The 16909-nt window shown below is 40.7% G+C and carries 14 protein-coding genes; 3 read left to right on the top strand and 11 right to left on the bottom strand.

Annotation, left to right across the window (positions count from 1 at the left end):
• Window positions 1–10 precede the first annotated feature (10 nt).
• Together DPG01_RS01440 and DPG01_RS01435 are read right to left on the bottom strand one after the other, a co-directional pair.
• Window positions 11–1909: a 7TM diverse intracellular signaling domain-containing protein gene (locus tag DPG01_RS01440; protein ID WP_110973973.1), complete on the bottom strand. Its 1899-nt coding sequence runs from the start codon at window positions 1907–1909 to the stop codon at window positions 11–13.
• Window positions 1906–2592 carry a LuxR C-terminal-related transcriptional regulator gene (locus tag DPG01_RS01435; RefSeq protein ID WP_086210086.1) on the bottom strand — a complete coding sequence of 229 codons (687 nt, stop codon included), beginning with the start codon at window positions 2590–2592 and terminating at the stop codon, window positions 1906–1908. Before DPG01_RS01435 ends, DPG01_RS01440 begins: the two co-directional genes overlap by 4 nt.
• A gap of 298 nt (window positions 2593–2890) precedes the next feature.
• Here DPG01_RS01435 and DPG01_RS01430 point away from each other — a divergent pair, with 298 nt between their 5' ends.
• On the top strand, window positions 2891–4561 hold the full coding sequence (locus DPG01_RS01430; protein ID WP_110973972.1) for an FMN-binding glutamate synthase family protein: 1671 nt from the start codon (window positions 2891–2893) through the stop codon (window positions 4559–4561).
• Between the two features lie 58 nt (window positions 4562–4619).
• Here DPG01_RS01430 and DPG01_RS01425 read toward each other — a convergent pair whose 3' ends face one another.
• From DPG01_RS01425 to DPG01_RS01410, 4 genes are read right to left on the bottom strand one after another with little or no spacing between them, the layout of a single operon-like run.
• The gene (locus DPG01_RS01425; RefSeq protein ID WP_086210088.1) at window positions 4620–5651 is read right to left on the bottom strand and encodes an alpha/beta hydrolase; all 1032 of its coding nucleotides are present in this window, start codon (window positions 5649–5651) and stop codon (window positions 4620–4622) included.
• Window positions 5651–6763, bottom strand: coding sequence for a YdcF family protein (locus DPG01_RS01420; protein WP_110973971.1), 1113 nt, complete (start codon window positions 6761–6763; stop codon window positions 5651–5653). Before DPG01_RS01420 ends, DPG01_RS01425 begins: the two co-directional genes overlap by 1 nt.
• 4 nt (window positions 6764–6767) lie before the next feature.
• Window positions 6768–7805 carry a UDP-N-acetylmuramate dehydrogenase gene (gene murB, locus DPG01_RS01415; RefSeq protein ID WP_110973970.1) on the bottom strand — a complete coding sequence of 346 codons (1038 nt, stop codon included), beginning with the start codon at window positions 7803–7805 and terminating at the stop codon, window positions 6768–6770.
• 9 nt (window positions 7806–7814) lie between these two features.
• Window positions 7815–8327, bottom strand: a complete 513-nt coding sequence (locus DPG01_RS01410; RefSeq protein WP_086210091.1) for a low molecular weight protein-tyrosine-phosphatase — start codon at window positions 8325–8327, stop codon at window positions 7815–7817.
• Window positions 8328–8440: 113 nt separating this feature from the next.
• On the opposite strand from DPG01_RS01410, the gene DPG01_RS01405 reads away from it, so the two are divergent.
• A complete protein-coding gene (locus DPG01_RS01405) occupies window positions 8441–9601 on the top strand; it encodes an iron-containing alcohol dehydrogenase (RefSeq protein WP_110973969.1) in 1161 nt (386 codons plus the stop codon).
• A 51-nt stretch (window positions 9602–9652) separates the two neighbouring features.
• Window positions 9653–10096, top strand: coding sequence for an acyl-CoA thioesterase (locus DPG01_RS01400; RefSeq protein ID WP_110973968.1), 444 nt, complete (start codon window positions 9653–9655; stop codon window positions 10094–10096).
• Here DPG01_RS01400 and dnaX read toward each other — a convergent pair.
• From dnaX to DPG01_RS01375, 5 genes are all read right to left on the bottom strand, one after another.
• Window positions 10089–12182 carry a DNA polymerase III subunit gamma/tau gene (dnaX, locus tag DPG01_RS01395; RefSeq protein WP_110973967.1) on the bottom strand — a complete coding sequence of 698 codons (2094 nt, stop codon included), beginning with the start codon at window positions 12180–12182 and terminating at the stop codon, window positions 10089–10091. The genes DPG01_RS01400 and dnaX overlap by 8 nt on opposite strands.
• A 261-nt stretch (window positions 12183–12443) precedes the next feature.
• Window positions 12444–12899, bottom strand: a complete 456-nt coding sequence (locus tag DPG01_RS01390; RefSeq protein ID WP_110973966.1) for a copper resistance protein NlpE N-terminal domain-containing protein — start codon at window positions 12897–12899, stop codon at window positions 12444–12446.
• A gap of 71 nt (window positions 12900–12970) precedes the next feature.
• Window positions 12971–14221, bottom strand: coding sequence for a serine hydrolase domain-containing protein (locus DPG01_RS01385; RefSeq protein WP_110973965.1), 1251 nt, complete (start codon window positions 14219–14221; stop codon window positions 12971–12973).
• Between the two features lie 68 nt (window positions 14222–14289).
• Entirely contained in the window at window positions 14290–15144 is an 855-nt protein-coding gene (locus DPG01_RS01380; protein ID WP_110973964.1) for a MaoC family dehydratase, read from the bottom strand.
• Window positions 15145–15295: 151 nt separating this feature from the next.
• Window positions 15296–16687, bottom strand: a complete 1392-nt coding sequence (locus DPG01_RS01375; RefSeq protein ID WP_110973963.1) for a 3-oxoacyl-ACP reductase — start codon at window positions 16685–16687, stop codon at window positions 15296–15298.
• Window positions 16688–16909 lie beyond the last annotated feature (222 nt).

The following is a 16909-nucleotide window of genomic DNA, read 5'->3' as shown; positions in this document are numbered from 1 at the left end:
GCTGAGCCTCTTACTCAGCACTTTCACCTTCTCCAAAACTTAAACAAGCCTTGATTTTGGTACAGCCTTTTTTAGACTCAATTTCCAACTCAGCACCAATTTTTTCTAAACGCATCTTCATGCTTCGCATACCAATACTCATTCCATGATTCAGCACACACTCTACGTCGAATCCAACACCATCATCTTGAACAATTAAGACCAATCGAGTTGTGCTTGGATAATACATTTTGACTTCAATATGACTTGCTTGGCTATGCTTCACAATATTTGTCAAGCTTTCTTCAAGTACACGAATCAAAGTCAAACACTGTAAAGCCGTAGGCTGTATCTCCCATGTAGCTGGTATCGTCCAAGTCGCTTGAATATCCAATTCATCCATAATTTGACTAAAACGGTGCCGAACAGGTGCAATCCACAGCACTGGATTGTCTGGAATTTTATTATTCGTAGATGAACCATTATCAATAATTTGCCTTAAATCATCACGCAATAATTTAAGAATCGAAAGAAATTGTTGATTCGACATAGCACTAGAACTCTGCCCCACCAAAATCATCGAACGAACCAAAGATGCACCCAGACCATCATGTAGATCATGTGACAAGTGAATGCGCTCTTGTAGCCGAACGTTTTCAAGCTCTAATTGATGTCGCGCGTATAGGCTTGAAGATAAATTACTGGTGACAAAGTTCACACGTTGTTCTAGCTCATTATTAAATCTTTGTATTTTTTTGATATTTTTATCTAAACGAGTTGCAAGAATGATCACAATAAAGAAAGTGACAATCGGTGAAGTATAGGGGGATAATGGCTGATGATCATTGATACGCTCATCAAATAATAGTGAAACGTCATACATCATTACAATACAAACAACACTCAAACACACAGCAAGTAAAATGTAATCACGACGCTTTGTTTTATTCGCACGATAAACCACAAATAAAAAAGAGGCTAAGAATAAGGCAATACACAGAAGAAAAATTATCGCAAAAACGGTTTTGACCATCAGACTCGGGATAAATAAAATCGTAACAATACAAACCGCTGCAACCAAAAATAATGTTTTTTCTAACTCAGCAAACTTCACCTTAACAAAACGGAGCAAATAAATAGAAAAGCAAACACTGTATAAAACAAAATAAGTTAGGTTAGCTTTCATAACCCATAAAGAATTTGGATAAGGAAACACTTCCCGATTGATCACATTCCAAATAAACAGCACCCAAAACAAACAACTAATAGAGAACCAAAGAAAAGTTGTTTCATTGCGCCTAAAAAACCAGATGACAAAGCATACTAAACCTAAGGTTGTCGAAATCACCAAATTAACCTGAAATAGTGCTCTTTTATTCCAAAGCCGTCTTTGCTGCTTATCATAGGCTTTTGTAATATCTGAAAATTCTAAATTTCCTAAACCGGGGCTTTCATAGCTATTACCAACCACATACACCCAAATATCATTCTTTTGTTGTTTTAAACTTTCGACAGGAAGAATCCAAAAACGCGGAGTATTCCAACTTTTTGATAAAGGTTCAACTAAATGTTTATCTTTCCACATCAAATTACGGTTAAAAAAGACAGCACCCGCACTACTCATACCTTCTACTGAAAAAGCGATCGGTTCTTTTAACTCATGACTATCGCTACAGCTCCAATGCCACGCAAAATGGTACCAAACACCACCATCATAATATGGCCAACGCTTGGTCCATACATCAGGATTTTTAACTTCGACCCAGCCCGTTTTAGGCACTTCATTAATAGATGTTGTTTTGACTGCAGAAATTTTATCGACAATCACATTACAAGTGGAGCCAACACTGAAGCGGGTTTCTGCATAACTGGCAAGACTAAACGCACACAAACATAGTGTGAAAAAAAGGCTCAGCCAGCCATTTTTCATAAAAGACCTAAAGAACGTGCTGTACTCACAGCCTTGGTGCGTTTGGTAACTGAAAGCTTTCGATAAATATGCTTAATATGACTTTCAACAGTATAGCGAGACACAAATAACTGCTCTGCAATTTCTCGATTACTTAAGCCCTGTGCAACTAAGTTTAGAATCTCAGTTTCTCGATTCGTCAATTCGTCATAATCTTGACCATCTAACTGATCTACACGTTCTGTTTGGGGTGTAGTTGATGTTGAAATTTGATTCAGAATTTCACGAGCAATGAATGGATCTATAGGAGCCCCACCACGTAAAATGCTACGTATAGACATAAGTACTTCAGCATCATCACGCTCTTTCAGTACATAACCATTCGCCCCTGCTTTAATCGAGGCAAATAGGCTTTGTTGTGTACTCCAAGCCGAAATCACTAAAATTAAAGCACTTTGGTCAATGTCTCTGAGTTTTTCAATCAGCGTAATACCATTGCCATCTGGTAAACCCAAGTCGACCAATGCCAAAGAAATTGGTTGCGATGCAATTATTGCCATTGCCTCCGCTAAATTCTTAGCAAAAATCAACATGTCATGGCTATAACCTAATTCCGAGAGAATAAGGTCTAGGCGAGAGCGAATCATCGCTTCATCTTCTACAATTAAAACAGGTGCAGGCAAAACTGTTTCCGTATTTTTCACTGAAGCATCCCCTTTTTATCATTCTTTAACAACACTATACCGATGCTAACTCGAAGCAACCTATCCCTAGAAGTAAGTAATTTATCAATTTTTATTGTTGAAGAATACGCATTCATTAAAATCATTTTATCGACTTTAAAAACTGAAAGATACTAATCTATGTGTAATTGATTCCTCCATTTTTAACATTCGCCATATTCAAAATCTATTCACAGAATGAACAACAATTTATTACTTGTAGATGAAACAAAGACTTGGCACATTAGTCCTAAAACAACACGGAAGGAAGCCAAGCCATATGTCTAGCCCTGCTCAATCCATACGTCACAAATTACTCAATACTTTCTTTTCCAGACATTCTATTTGGCTGCTTTGTATTTTTATCTTTTTAAGTATTAGCTTTTTTCATTATAGCCATACCCCTATTTACATCAATTACTTTATCTCAAACACTTTCTTAAACAGTATTTGGCTCATTACAGGTTTACTCAGTTTTGTCGGTTTACATGATGTTTTGCAAAACAGACATTCTATTTTGAAGAACTACCCGATCATGGGACACTTTCGTTTTATCTTTGAAGATTTTCGACCTGAAATCCGCCAGTATTTCATTGAAGCGGATCAAGATGCACTGCCATTTTCAAGAATGCAACGCAGTCTAGTTTATCAACGCTCAAAAAACCAAAATGCAGATAAGCCTTTTGGTTCTATTGTCAATGTCTATGCAGACAACTATCGTTTCATGACGCATTCATTAAGTCCATGCAAACCTGCCGACCCAAAAACCTTCCGTATATTAGTAGGCAATGCGCAATGCTCTCAGCCTTATAGTGCATCTATTTTTAATATTTCTGCCATGAGTTTTGGCAGCTTGAGTGCCAATGCCATTCGTGCTTTAAACAAAGGCGCACAAATGGGTGGTTTTTACCACGATACAGGTGAAGGCAGCTTAAGCCCTTACCATCTAGAATATGGTGGTGATATTGTCTGGGAACTCGGTAGTGGCTATTTTGGCTGCCGTACTTTAGAGGGCCAGTTTGACCCAGAAAAATTTGCCATTCAAGCTAAACGCCCTCAGGTTAAAATGATTGAAATCAAACTATCTCAAGGTGCTAAACCTGGACATGGAGGTATTCTACCTAAAGATAAAATTTCTGAAGAAATTGCTCAAATACGAGGTGTCAGCCGTGACCATGACTGTGTTTCTCCTTCAAGTCACTCGGCTTTTAAAACACCGATTGAAATGATGCATTTTATTCAACAACTGCGTGAATTATCTGAAGGAAAACCTATCGGTTTTAAACTGTGTATTGGTCAGCCTTGGCAATTTATGAGTATTGTCAAAGCCATGCTACACACCCAAATTATTCCCGATTTTATCGTCGTTGATGGTTCCGAAGGTGGTACTGGTGCCGCACCGATTGAGCTCATTGACAATATGGGTGTACCGCTACGTGAGGGCTTGCTTTTTGTACACAATACGCTGGTTGGTGCAGGTTTACGTGATCAAATCAAAATCGGTGCCAGTGGTAAATTGGTCAGCGCCTTCGATATTGCAAGCATTATGGCAATCGGTGCGGACTGGGTGAATTCTGCACGAGGCTTCATGTTTGCTGTAGGCTGTATTCAAGCACAAAGTTGTCATACCAACCAGTGTCCTGTAGGTGTTGCAACTCAAGATAAAGAACGTCAAAAAGCACTACACGTTCCCACCAAAGCCGAAAGGGTTCTACATTTTCATGACAATACATTGAAAGCCCTTTCAGAAATGATTGCCTCAGCAGGTTTAAAACATCCAGCAGAAATTAAAGCCCGCCATTTAGCACAGCGCATTAATGACCGAGAAATTCGAAACTATGCGCAACTCCACTTTTGGTTAAAGGAAGGTGAACTGCTGTCTTGTGAAAATAAAGACGAGGAAAATTTTTATTTCCGTATGTGGAACATGTCCCAATTAGAACACTTCTAAATAAAAAGGAGGCTGATAGAGCCTCCTTTTTATTCTCGATAAGCAAAATCACAGACTATTAGTAATATCCACTAGATGAACCCTGCGCATGTAAAAAAGCAGGGATTAAACCTGTTAATGCAGCACGAATGTCAGCACGTTCATTGATCAATTGGTGCGAACCTTCCTCTAGCATTAGCAAGGTCTGTAAACGAAACTTCTCTCGAATGAACTCGATGTTATACCGCCAATCTACCGTCTGATCCAGAGCGCCTTGAGCCAACCACACAGGAATACGACAGGCTGGACGTTGTTCCATTTCCAGCATCCACTTTGACATCGCCAAAATCCAATCCATACCCATCATACGCGGTTGCAAGGGATCTTTTAAACGGACAAAGCGCAAAAATTCAGGATTATGATTATTGCGTCTAAAATGACGCGGTACTTGGCGCTTTATCCGACGAATAATGCCTAATCCAACTGAATTATGCCACCAAGCCGATTTCGCAGGACGAATCAATGGTGAAAGCAACAGAACACGCTGTACATAAGGGTTTTCACGGCGTTCGGCAAATTCGAGTAAATGATGCATTAAAATTGCACCACCCGTACTCTGCCCGATGCCTAACCACGGCTGTGGTAACTGATCAGCATGCTTTACATAACGCACTACAGCATGAAGCACATCTTGATAATGGTCAAAGTTTTGGATATTTGCAGGCGATCCATCACTCAGACCATGCCCAGGCAAATCATAAGTCAGTACGCTAAACCCTTGCTCAAGCAGCTCTTTAATGATGGGTTGGTAAATACCACTGTGTTCTAAGTAACCGTGCAATAAACATACGGTTCCCTTGATCTTCTGGATTTTGGGCGCAAAGACCTGTACATGCAATTTAAACAAAGGCATTTGTACATAACCTTGCCACTGCTCACAGTCCAAAGTGTCTAAACCATAGAGCCTACGGTATGAAATAATTTCAACAGACGCTTCATAAGACTGGTTTAAATTGAGTGGTTCTAAAAGTTGTGGTGTGGTCTCACGACTTGGGACAGGAAGCTCAAGTTGTTTGAGTACTGAAGGATTTAAAAAAGGAAGTTCAGGCATTATGGAATCTCCCTACAGTCACTTGAGCCGACAAGTACATCACGCACAGTTGCAAGCATTTCATAATTGGCACGGCGACTATGATCATAGTTTTGTTGACTTGGTCGCCAACGTGTTAATTGGGTCGGCATAGGTGCTTCTATCGGCTGGGTTTCTATACCATTTAAGGCAAATAGACGACGGGTACGTGGCATATGGTATTGATCTGTAATTAGAATCACTCTAGGTGCGCCACCTTTTTTCTGTAGTAACAAGGAACTAAAACGTGAATTTTCGCAGGTATTCATACTACGATCTTCCAACAGTTTTGCATCGACTCCTCGTGCCTTTAACCATTTTTGCATATACGGTGCTTCTACCCCACTCAGTACAATAGGCAGCTTAAACTGCTGTTCAACTTGTAATGTGGTTTCAAGTCGCAAACGGGTATATTCATTCACGACGATATCCTTACCATTCTTATCTAAAGTTAACCCGCCTCCTAGAACAACGATGGCATTCGGCATATTTAAAGCTGCTTTTTTCTCTTCATTTTGTGCATGGATTTGTGCAATATCTTGATAAATTTGCTCATCAACGGGCTGTTCTTCGAGTTGTTCAACCTTATGCGTTTTTAAGAACGCTAGATAATGCTCCATTAACGCTTTATTTTCTTTACTGTTGAGTTCTAATAGTTCTTTTACATTCTCTGTCGGGTCTACTTCTGAACTTGCAGTCTCAACCACCAAAGGAATTTGAGGCTTCTGTTCTTTTTCCTGTTCCTCTTTTTGCTCAGCAATAATCAACTCTTGTAAGGCTTTGTAGCGCGCCTGAATGGTGGTTAAGTTTTGTGAATTATGCTCTTTAATCTGTTCTTCCATGAGCTGTAAATAAGCTTGACGTGCTATCCACAAATCAGAACCCGGTTCTAAGCTTTCTTGCTCACTCAATGCTGCCATCTTTTGGCTCTGTGCGGCCACTTCGTTAACATCGACAGGAACAAAAGTATTAAGCGCAGCAACAATGAGCTTAGAATAAAAAGGCGTATAAATAAAAATCATTAAACAGCCGAAAAGCGCAAATAACACCGAAGCGATTTGCACTAAACGTACCATTTTATGGGTTTTACTCATACTTTTAATGATCCTGATGAGATTGAATTAAACCGAGCGAATTAAACAAAACTGGCTCAGGCTCTAGTAAAACTTTAAATTTATTATACACATCCCGTTGTACCGCTCGGTATGTGCTCTGTACATCGTCTAAATTTGCATTGGCATAGTTCACCAAGACCAACGCCTGCTTATGAAACATGCCCACCGCCCCAAGTTGCTTGCCTTTCCACCCCGACTGGTCGATTAACCAACCAGCGGCAATTTTAACATCACCATTTGACTGTGGATAATGTGGCAATTTGTCAAATTGTTGGGCTAAATCGTCATACGCCTGCTGACTCATAATTGGGTTTTTGAAAAAACTCCCTACATTTGGAAACTCTTTAGGATCGGGTAATTTACTTTGGCGAATCTGAATCACTTGTTGCTGCAAATTTAATGCAGTTAAGTTATCCCCTACAGCCTGTTTTAAATCACCATAACTAATTTTTAAGTCTTCGTGTTTCAAGAGTTTAAATGTGACATGAGTAATCACATAGCGATTTGGATCATCCTTAAAAATACTATGGCGATAACTAAATGCACAATCTTCAGCAGGAATATCACTAAATTGTTTCAGTTGTCTGTCATAGACCTGCACACTTTCAATGAACTCACCTGCTTCGACACCATAAGCACCGATATTTTGTACTGGGGATGCACCGACTAAGCCTGGGATCAAGGCTAAATTCTGTAAACCAAATAAACGCTGTTCTGTCGTCCAAAGTACAAAGTCATGCCAAACTTGCCCTGCACCAACTCTTATGGTTTGGGTATTCGCATCTTCAGACAGATTCTCTATACCTAGAATATTCATATGCACAACCAAAGCATCAATTTGTGCAGGCAGAAGCATATTACTTCCACCTGATAAAATCATGACATTCAGCGCTTGTTGCTGCGCATAATCTAGGGCTTCAACCAATTCATCTGCACTATGAATTTGAACATAATGCGATGCAACTGCATGTAAACTTAAAGTATTAAAAGGTTTAAGCTGTTTTTGTGTTTCGATTTGCATGCGCTAACCTTAATAACTTTCAATTTGTTGTTTAAAAATGTGAACCCATGCTTGGCTACTTGATTCACATTGATCCAATACACGCTCAAAACCATCAGATCCGCCATAGTAAGGATCAGGTAAGGCTTGCTGTGGATATTGCGTATCATGCTCAGACATGAGAGCGACTTTAGCACGTAGTTGCCCCGTACCAAATTCACGTGATGCTGTTTGATACAGCATCTGAATCTCATCAAAATTATTGTGGTCCATCGCTAAAATTAAATCAAAATGGACAAAATCACGGGTCTGTAACTGTCGTGCACGTAAACCAGACAAATCATAACCACGTTTCAAAGCATGTTCTTGGCTGCGTAAGTCAGGTGCCTTATTCGGATGATAGTTACTCGTCCCTGCTGAGTCGATTTCAATATTAAGTTGATGCGCATCACAAAAATGTCTGAGAACCACTTCTGCCGTGGGAGAACGACAAATATTTCCTAAACAGACACATAACACCTTATAGGGCGTTGTGAATGACATAACCACCTCGAAACAGCTTTATTTTCAAGTATCTTATGTTAAGTTATTTAGAGGATGAATCCTATAGAAGTACAAAACATTATTGTTGAATAAGATATAAAAAAGGATGCTGTATGAACTCATTTCAATTTCAAACTGTGCCGAATATTATTTCAGGCTTAGGCAGCATTCAACAGCTTAGAGAACTTTTAACAGCACGCCCTTATCAACATCTGTTATTGGTTACAGATGCAGGCATGCTACAACATCAACTGCATTTTCCCATCTTAGAAATTTTAGAGGATCTCTCTCTCACTTACAGTATATACAGTGAGGTTGAAGCAGATCCGGGTGAACAAATTGTTTTAAATGCGGTTAATTTTGCCAAACAGCAAAGGGTAGATATCGTTTTAGGCTTTGGTGGTGGCAGCTCGATGGACGTTGCAAAAATTATTGCCATACTCAGCCATCCTGCACAGCAGCAACAGTTAGCTGATCTTTATGGGGTAAATAATGCCCAAACACCTCGACTGCCGTTAATTTTAGTCCCTACCACGGCAGGGACAGGTTCTGAAGTTACCCCGATTTCAATTATTACCACAGGTGAAACGACAAAGACTGGAATCGTCGCACCTGTTCTTTTTGCCGATGTAGCGATTTTGGATGCGACTTTTACTGAAAAGCTGCCGCGTCATATTAGTGCAGCGACAGGCATTGATGCGATGGTACATGCCATTGAAGCTTATACCTCTAAAATCAAGAAAAATCCTTATGCAGACATGTTAGCGAAACAGGCTTTAAAGCTGCTGAATCAAAACCTCAGTTTGGTGCTAGAAGATGGTCGAAATTTAGAAGCCCGACAAAACATGTTGGTCGGTTCAATGTTGGCAGGACAAGCTTTTGCCAATGCCCCAGTAGGTGCTGTACATGCACTTGCTTATCCACTGGGTGGACATTTTCACATTTCACATGGACATAGCAATGCCTTAGTGCTGACAGAGGTTTTAAAGTTTAATCTTCCGCAAGCCAAGCACCATTATGCAGAGTTGATCTGCTGGCTCGACCCAAAAAGTACAGGTTGTACTGATGGTCTTTCTGATCTCTTTGTCGATCATATACAAAACCATTTAGACCGTAGCGGTTTAACCTTAAAACTCAAGGCGTTGAATGTTCCTGAACACTGTCTAGATCAACTTGCAACAGATGCCATGTTGCAAACACGCCTACTACAAAACAACCCAAGAGAACTAGAGTGGCAACAGGCACGCGAGATTTATCAAGCCATTTACAGCTAACCCATATAATTAACTTAGGCTATTTATAATCATATTTTAAGGATGACGTCGATGAGACAAGCCGCAAAGACACGTGATCAATTTCATTATTTTTTACCGATTCAGACACGTTGGTCGGACAATGACCTCTATGGCCATGTCAACAACGTCACTTACTATAGCTATTTTGATACTGCCGCAAATGCCTTACTGATTGAAAAAGCAAATTTTGATATTCACCAATCCCCTATTATTGGCTTAGTGGTCGACTCAGCATGTAGTTTCTTACATGAGTTGTCTTACCCTGAGATTATTGACGTAGGTGTGACTATTTCCAAAATAGGAAACTCTTCACTTACTTACGAACTCGCCATTTTTAAATTTGGTCAAGAAACGGCTTCGGCTCAAGGACATTTTGTTCATGTCTTTGTAGACCGTGAAACACGAAAAAGCACCCCGATTCCCTCTGAAATGCGGAGTGCTTTGCGCCACTACTTAAGCCATGACATTACTTAAGCTGAATATTGTGTAATTCACCATCAAAAGTTTGTACAAGACCTTTGACCGTATCTTCGTTTTGCAGTAACTCATGCGCACGTTGAAATGCTTTTTGCTTGCGCTGCGCCTGCATGGTGTAAGGCGTAATCGTTTCAACTTCTGCATATTTCACATCAAAACGCGTCTGTGGCCATTCAGCTTTGAGTGCATCTTCCAAAACATGGCGTAATTGGGTGAGGAGTTGCTCATAGCGTTGCGGTATCATAAACACCGATTCTGCATCAATCTGTCCCGTCATTAAGCCTTGCTGTGCCAATTCTTGTACCGCGGGTGATAAATCGCTGTTTCTAAACCAATACTCCCACTTCTCCACTGTCCATTCACCGACTAACTGCTGTGCTTGTAGTTGCAAAATATCTTGTGGCATTAAATCGGTTGGTGCAGATGTAACCTGTTCAGGTTGACTAGGCTCTACAACAGCAGTAACAGTTTGCTGATTTTCGTTTTCTACAGCTTGGCTGTCCTCAACATTCACGACTGAAAGCACTTCACTTTCTAAATCAAAAGATTCCGCTTGTACAACCTCAACTATTGCTACAGCAGGTTCAACGGGTACTTCATTTTGAGTTTCTGTTTCTAACGGTACAATTTCATCAAATAGGAAATCATCACTATTTGGCTCATCGTCATTGCTTTGCGCATTAAATTCATCCGCTTCATCCAAATCGAACAACACTTCATCACTGGAAGGATCGAAAACGATTTGATCGGATTGCTGAGATACTTCAACTGATGGTTTATTCTCTTCGGCGCTTTCTGAAAGATTCACATCATCAAGTTCAGAATTAAAGTCAGTCTCTGCATCCTCATTTATCGCAGTATCTTCAAATGCCGCGTCAATATCTAGGCTTTGAGCATCTTGTTGCAAAGCCGTTGCTGGAGCAGAAGTCGGTATTACCGTTTGTTGTACAGATTCAGCTACAGCGCTATTGGCCTGAGCTACCAGCACTTCATTCGGTTGTAATGGACGGAACGCCAACATGCGCAGCACCGACATTTCAAAGCCTTGTTCTTGCGTGACAGCTAGCTGTAATTCAGCACGTCCTTTACATGCAATTTGGTAATAAAGTTGTAAGTCTTGCGCAGCAATCTGCTGAGACAATTGCATGATTTTTTTATTAATTTCAGCGCTATATTTGAGGCTTAGTTCTGGTAAATATTGTAATAATGCCAATTCATGTAAAGTCGAAATCAACTGATCCAAAACTAAAGATACATCCAGTGCTTGCTGGCGGAATTGCATCAGCAACTCACTCACCCGTTGTTTCTGGTTTTGATGTATCGCAAGGATCAAATCATAAATAATGGTACGGTCGATTAAACCTAACATCTCTTTGACATCTTGGTGCTGGATAGAGCCCTGACCATAGGCAATCGCTTGGTCTGTCAAAGAAAGTGCATCACGTAATGAGCCTTGGGCAGATTCCGCAATTTGCCAAATCGCATCCTGCTCGGCGGGAATGCTTTCTTTATTTAAAATATTACCCAGATGCTCGGTAATTTCATCTACAGCCAACGGGCGTAGAGTGAATTGCAAACAACGTGAAATCACGGTAATTGGGAGCTTTTGTGGATCTGTCGTTGCAAAAAGAAATTTCACATGTTCAGGCGGTTCTTCCAATGTTTTGAGTAAAGCATTAAAAGAATGCGTAGATAGCATATGTACTTCATCAATCAAATAGACCTTAAAACGACCTTGCGTCGGTGCATAAGGCACATTATCTAAAAGCTCACGCGTATCTTCAACTTTAGTCCGTGATGCCGCATCAATTTCAATCAAATCAATAAAACGGCCTTCATTCACAGCAGTACAGGTTGGGCAAACTTCGCACGGTGTTGAAGTCACACCTGTTTCACAGTTCAAGCACTTCGCCAAAATACGGGCAATGGTGGTTTTTCCGACCCCACGCGTTCCTGTAAATAAATAAGCATGGTGCAAACGTCCGCGCTCTAAAGCACTGGTTAGTGCCCGAGAAACGTGGTTTTGACCCACTAGCTCATTAAAATTGCGAGGACGATATTTCCGTGCAAGTACTTGATACATGTATGCTCCTTTTTATAGGTCTAAGCATACTGTTTTTTTGCCAAAGAGTGAATGAATTACTTCACCCCGTTCTCGCATTTCTAAGCTATAAACCTGATTTAGATCAATAATTCAAAAACCATTCGCTCCATTTTTATCCCACTCTCTATCTCAAGCTATTTATACATTTAGATTATGGATTTGAAATAAAATGAGAGCTTTGCAAAAGTAAAAAAGAGGTAAATATTAAAATGAATTCGTAAAATACAGCTATTTAGAAAATTAAGCCGACTTCACCAGAATAAAATCACTCTGCATTTGGTATTTTTTACCGGTCACATCTTCACGTATTTCTAAAACACGATCCTCTAAATCGACATAAAGTAAGTTTCGCTTGGTCACGTTCACCAACTCTATCTTGTGCTGATCTTGAGCATTAAAACGAAGTAGTCCAGTCAAAGTTTTGACTTCGTTATGGCCACTCAAACTTTCTCGTTTTAGGGTGTAGGTCATGTTTTCATGCAGCTCAAGTGCAACTGCCATACCCGGACAGTCTTCACAACGGGACAAACATCCCATACACGGCGTTGTGCCCTGATAACCCCCAACCCACGCAGGAATAATCTGCTTTTGTTCTGCCACTTGGAGTTTAGACTGATCATGTTGCGTTTGATTCGCCTCGGAACAACCCCACAATAGTCCTGTAGCCATCAGAGGAATAAGAATGGGAGCCTTCATGTCACAAATCTTCAAAACCTAAACCGCGACGAACATAACATATTTTAGACGATGACTAAATCTCAGACCTGTCAAAACCAGCCTTTTTTACCTTTTAAGACTGCGTCCGCACAACGTAAACTTTCTTGGCTCAAAGCCCAAAGTCGATAATCCCCAGTTAAAGAAGCTGTAGCAAAGTTATGTGTATAAGCAAAACTTAAACCTCGCTCACTATCGCCCCAAGCTCCTGAACCATTAAAGCCCATATGACCAAAACCCTGCTCTGCGGTTTTGCCTAGGGTTAATATACGGTGATATCCCAAGCGCCAATGCATCGGTATCGGCATCACGCGATCTCGATAGCTATATTGCACTCGACTCAATTCAGAAAACACATCGGGACGAATCAACTGCTGACCTTTCCAAATCCCTTTTTGAGATAGCGTCGCATACACTTTGGCTAAACTATTGGCGGTAAAGACACCATTTGCCGCCGGAATGATCGCCTGAATCGCATCATCATGATAAAAGCTGACCTTTTTCATGCCTTTGGGAATCATGCCATCCTGAAAGTCTTGTGGATCTTGCCCTGACCACTGTATCGCTTTATCAAGCACTGAAACTTTACGCACCTTCGTGGGACTTGTTTGATTTGCTTGGATAGGTACAGGACGAGTAATAGGGCGTGCGATACGTTTTAATTCAGCACTGGGTGCGCCAAAGTAGACTCCATCTAGCTCTAGCGGCTCAACTAAATAGGTTTGAAAAAGCTCAGTTAAAGGTTTCCCCGTTGCTTTTTCCAAAGCACCACCGACTAGCCAACCGAAGGATAAAGGTTGATAGGCAGCATCTTCACCAATTGCAAAGCGTGGTTGCGCCTTTTCAAATACGTCTAACATATATGCCCAGTTCAACATTTCTGTCGCATCGGCAATGTTATTACGGATATCAAATAATCCGCTTTGATGACTCAACACATGTCTTAGCGTCATCTTCCCTTTGCCATTTTGGGCAAATTCAGGCCAATAATCCGCAATCGGTTGATCGTAACTCAGCACACCTTGACTGACTAAAATATGCGCCAAGGTTGCAAGTACGCCTTTGCCTGTCGAATAACACACCGACATCGTATTGACCTGCCAAGGAGAATCTACCGCTGCCAAACCCATATAGATATCAACAACCTTTTCACCCTGAAAATATAAAACACAGGCCGCACCGCCATATGCTGAACGAGCATCTTGTAAGCGGCTAAAGAGATGGGCAACACTTTGAAAACGTGGGTCAACGTAGCCTTGGTAATGGTTCGGATTCGCTTGTAAATATTGTTTTAAACTTTTCATTTACACATCCATGTATTTTGAAGCTGACATAAAAAAGCCCAGTGTAATCTAAACTGGGCTTTTTAAAATTATAGTGCTTTGATCTGTCCCGTCACATGCGGTTTTTGATTCTTACTATTTCGAATTAAGAAAGCAGTATTTGCCCCTTTTGTCGCAGTCATAAAATCGACTGTTGACGGCAAATACATCGGCAGTTTAAACCAAACATCTGCTTCATAAGCATCAGGCAATGTGATCGAAGCCAACGCTCGTGCCTTACTCCACATGCCGTGCGCAATGGCCTGTTTAAAACCAAAGGCTTTTGCTGTCACCGCATGAATGTGGATCAGGTTAAAGTCGCCCGAAGTCATTGCATAACGACGGCCTGTATTTTCAGAGACTTCCCAGACTGCATTCGGCTGATAATCTGAAGCCGTTGCTTCGACTAATTTTGGTGCTGTTTTACCATCGGTCTTTTGACGTGCTAAATACGTGGTTAAAGCTTCAACCACGACTTCATTACCAACTTTCACCGTGGTAATAAAATCAAACTGAACACCTTTATCATGTGGCTCAAGCGCGCCATATTTACATGATAAAGTGAGGGTTTCATTGACGCCAACTTTACGCATTTGTTTGACTTGATTGCGAATATGCACCAAACCTAACACTGGAAATGGAAACGGCTCTTGCCCCATCATGTGCATTTGTAAGCTTTGCGATAATACAGCCAAATAAATCGCAGGAATATAACCATTATTCTTAAAGCCACATACTTCGTTATAGGCTTTCAAATGCTTTTGATCGACATTAAAAGAATCTACCACATACTCAACCTGCGGTAAGACTTTTTCACCTTTTGGCTTTTTAAAGATCAAACCTTGAATGACTTTCGGATAAGCCATATATGGTTTTGGAAGTTGACTAAAATGGCGAGTCTTCATACTGAACCTTTGAGAAGTTTTTATTGCAATATTTTTTTGAAAGCTCCTTCTCCCTCAGGGAGAAGGTTGGGATGAGGGAAAATGCCATCCCATTTATAATATAAAGAGTTTATCTCCCCCTCTAAAGGAGAGATAAATTCAAGCTTTTAAATTAAGCACCCAACAAGCTTTGACCACAAACGCGTACCACGTTGCCGTTTAAACCAGTCGATGCTGTCGCTGCAAATAGAGCAATGGTTTCAGCAACATCTACAGGTAAACCACCTTGGCTCATCGAGTTCATACGGCGACCCGCTTCACGGATTGCAAATGGAATTGCAGCAGTCATTTGGGTTTCAATGAAACCTGGTGCAACCGCATTGATGGTAATACCATTCGTCAAAGTTGGAGCAGTAAATTTAACCACACCAATGACACCTGCTTTCGACACAGCATAGTTAGTTTGACCTAGGTTACCTGCAATACCTGAAATAGATGATACACAAACAATACGACCATTGGCATTTAAACCGTCATTCGCAAGTAAATAATCATTTACACGTTCAATCGCAGACAAGTTAATGTTAATCACCAAGTCCCAAAGCTCAGGCTTCATATTCGCCAAAGTTTTGTCGCGGGTAATACCTGCGTTATGCACGATAATATCTAAACCACCTTGAGCAGCTGCTGCAGCTTTAATTTTCTCACCAGCATCGTTTGCTGTGATATCAATTGCCAGTGTTGAACCACCAATCACACCTGCAACACGGTCAAGATCTGCTTGTTGCTGTGGTACATCTAAACAAATCACATGCGCACCATCACGTGCCAAGACATGTGCAATCGCTTCACCAATACCACGGCTCGCACCTGTTACTACAGCCGTTTTACCTGCCAGTGGTTTAGCCCAATCTACATCTACAACAGCCGCTTTAGAAACGCGAATCACTTGACCAGAAACATAAGCAGAACGTGGAGATGCTGTAAAACGTAAAGTTGATTCAAGATTTTCTTCTGCACCTGCATCCACATAAATCAAATGTGCTGCAATCCCCTTTTTAAACTCTTTACCGACAGACTTCACAAAACCTTCAAGCGCGCGTTGTGCAATCGCTTTTTTCACGCTACCCGCAGTTTCAGGGGTAGTGCCTACCACAATCACACGACCAGAAGCAGCCACTTGACGTGCGATAGGGTTAAAGAAGTTATATAACTCATTGAGTTGTTCTGATGACTCAATGCCAGATGCATCAAAAATAACAACTTTGAATTTAGACTCTTTGTCGCCTGCATTAAATGCACTTAAGTTTAAGCCCACTTGAGCCGCAGCTTGCTGTAACTGTGCATTGTTACCTGCATAGCTATTGGCGTGAACATTTGCCAACACTTGCGCAATTGCACCAGATAATGAACTGTTTGCTGCTGCACCCAGTAAAACAGCACCTTTAATCACAGGCGTTGCTGACTCAAAACGGTCTAAAAAAGTTGGTGCAGGTAAACCCAAATTTTTAATGACAAATTTACCAATTGGAGATTTTGCAAAAGTTTGGTATTGATCAGTCATGTTTTTATCTCTCATACAAATTAATTGTTGATGGATTCAAAGATATCCTTTTAACTTCAAAGTGATGTCTAGAGTCTTATATTTCAATAGTTCCATCGGTTTCTATAGAATCATACTTGAGTTATAGATGATATGTCTTGACCTGAAAGCCTGTTGCAATGTCATTCTAGTCAATTCAGCCATTTTTATAATATGCTAATGTACACCCTAAGAATAGATTAA

Source organism: Acinetobacter sp. WCHAc060042, assembly GCF_003231195.1.
GTDB lineage: Bacteria > Pseudomonadota > Gammaproteobacteria > Pseudomonadales > Moraxellaceae > Acinetobacter.
Note: the sequence above shows the minus strand (reverse complement) of the source record. Positions and strands in the feature narration are given on the sequence as shown.

What these genes read in the sequence shown, in the direction of transcription:
- DPG01_RS01405 (WP_110973969.1), top strand. Translation starts at nt 8,441, where the DNA reads ATGAACTCATTTCAATTTCAAACTGTGCCGAATATTATTTCAGGCTTA.
- DPG01_RS01385 (WP_110973965.1), bottom strand. Translation starts at nt 14,221, where the DNA reads ATGAAAAGTTTAAAACAATATTTACAAGCGAATCCGAACCATTACCAA.
- murB (WP_110973970.1), bottom strand. Translation starts at nt 7,805, where the DNA reads ATGCAAATCGAAACACAAAAACAGCTTAAACCTTTTAATACTTTAAGT.
- dnaX (WP_110973967.1), bottom strand. Translation starts at nt 12,182, where the DNA reads ATGTATCAAGTACTTGCACGGAAATATCGTCCTCGCAATTTTAATGAG.
- DPG01_RS01400 (WP_110973968.1), top strand. Translation starts at nt 9,653, where the DNA reads ATGAGACAAGCCGCAAAGACACGTGATCAATTTCATTATTTTTTACCG.
- DPG01_RS01425 (WP_086210088.1), bottom strand. Translation starts at nt 5,651, where the DNA reads ATGCCTGAACTTCCTTTTTTAAATCCTTCAGTACTCAAACAACTTGAG.
- DPG01_RS01410 (WP_086210091.1), bottom strand. Translation starts at nt 8,327, where the DNA reads ATGTCATTCACAACGCCCTATAAGGTGTTATGTGTCTGTTTAGGAAAT.
- DPG01_RS01420 (WP_110973971.1), bottom strand. Translation starts at nt 6,763, where the DNA reads ATGAGTAAAACCCATAAAATGGTACGTTTAGTGCAAATCGCTTCGGTG.
- DPG01_RS01390 (WP_110973966.1), bottom strand. Translation starts at nt 12,899, where the DNA reads ATGAAGGCTCCCATTCTTATTCCTCTGATGGCTACAGGACTATTGTGG.
- DPG01_RS01375 (WP_110973963.1), bottom strand. Translation starts at nt 16,687, where the DNA reads ATGACTGATCAATACCAAACTTTTGCAAAATCTCCAATTGGTAAATTT.
- DPG01_RS01380 (WP_110973964.1), bottom strand. Translation starts at nt 15,144, where the DNA reads ATGAAGACTCGCCATTTTAGTCAACTTCCAAAACCATATATGGCTTAT.
- DPG01_RS01440 (WP_110973973.1), bottom strand. Translation starts at nt 1,909, where the DNA reads ATGAAAAATGGCTGGCTGAGCCTTTTTTTCACACTATGTTTGTGTGCG.
- DPG01_RS01430 (WP_110973972.1), top strand. Translation starts at nt 2,891, where the DNA reads ATGTCTAGCCCTGCTCAATCCATACGTCACAAATTACTCAATACTTTC.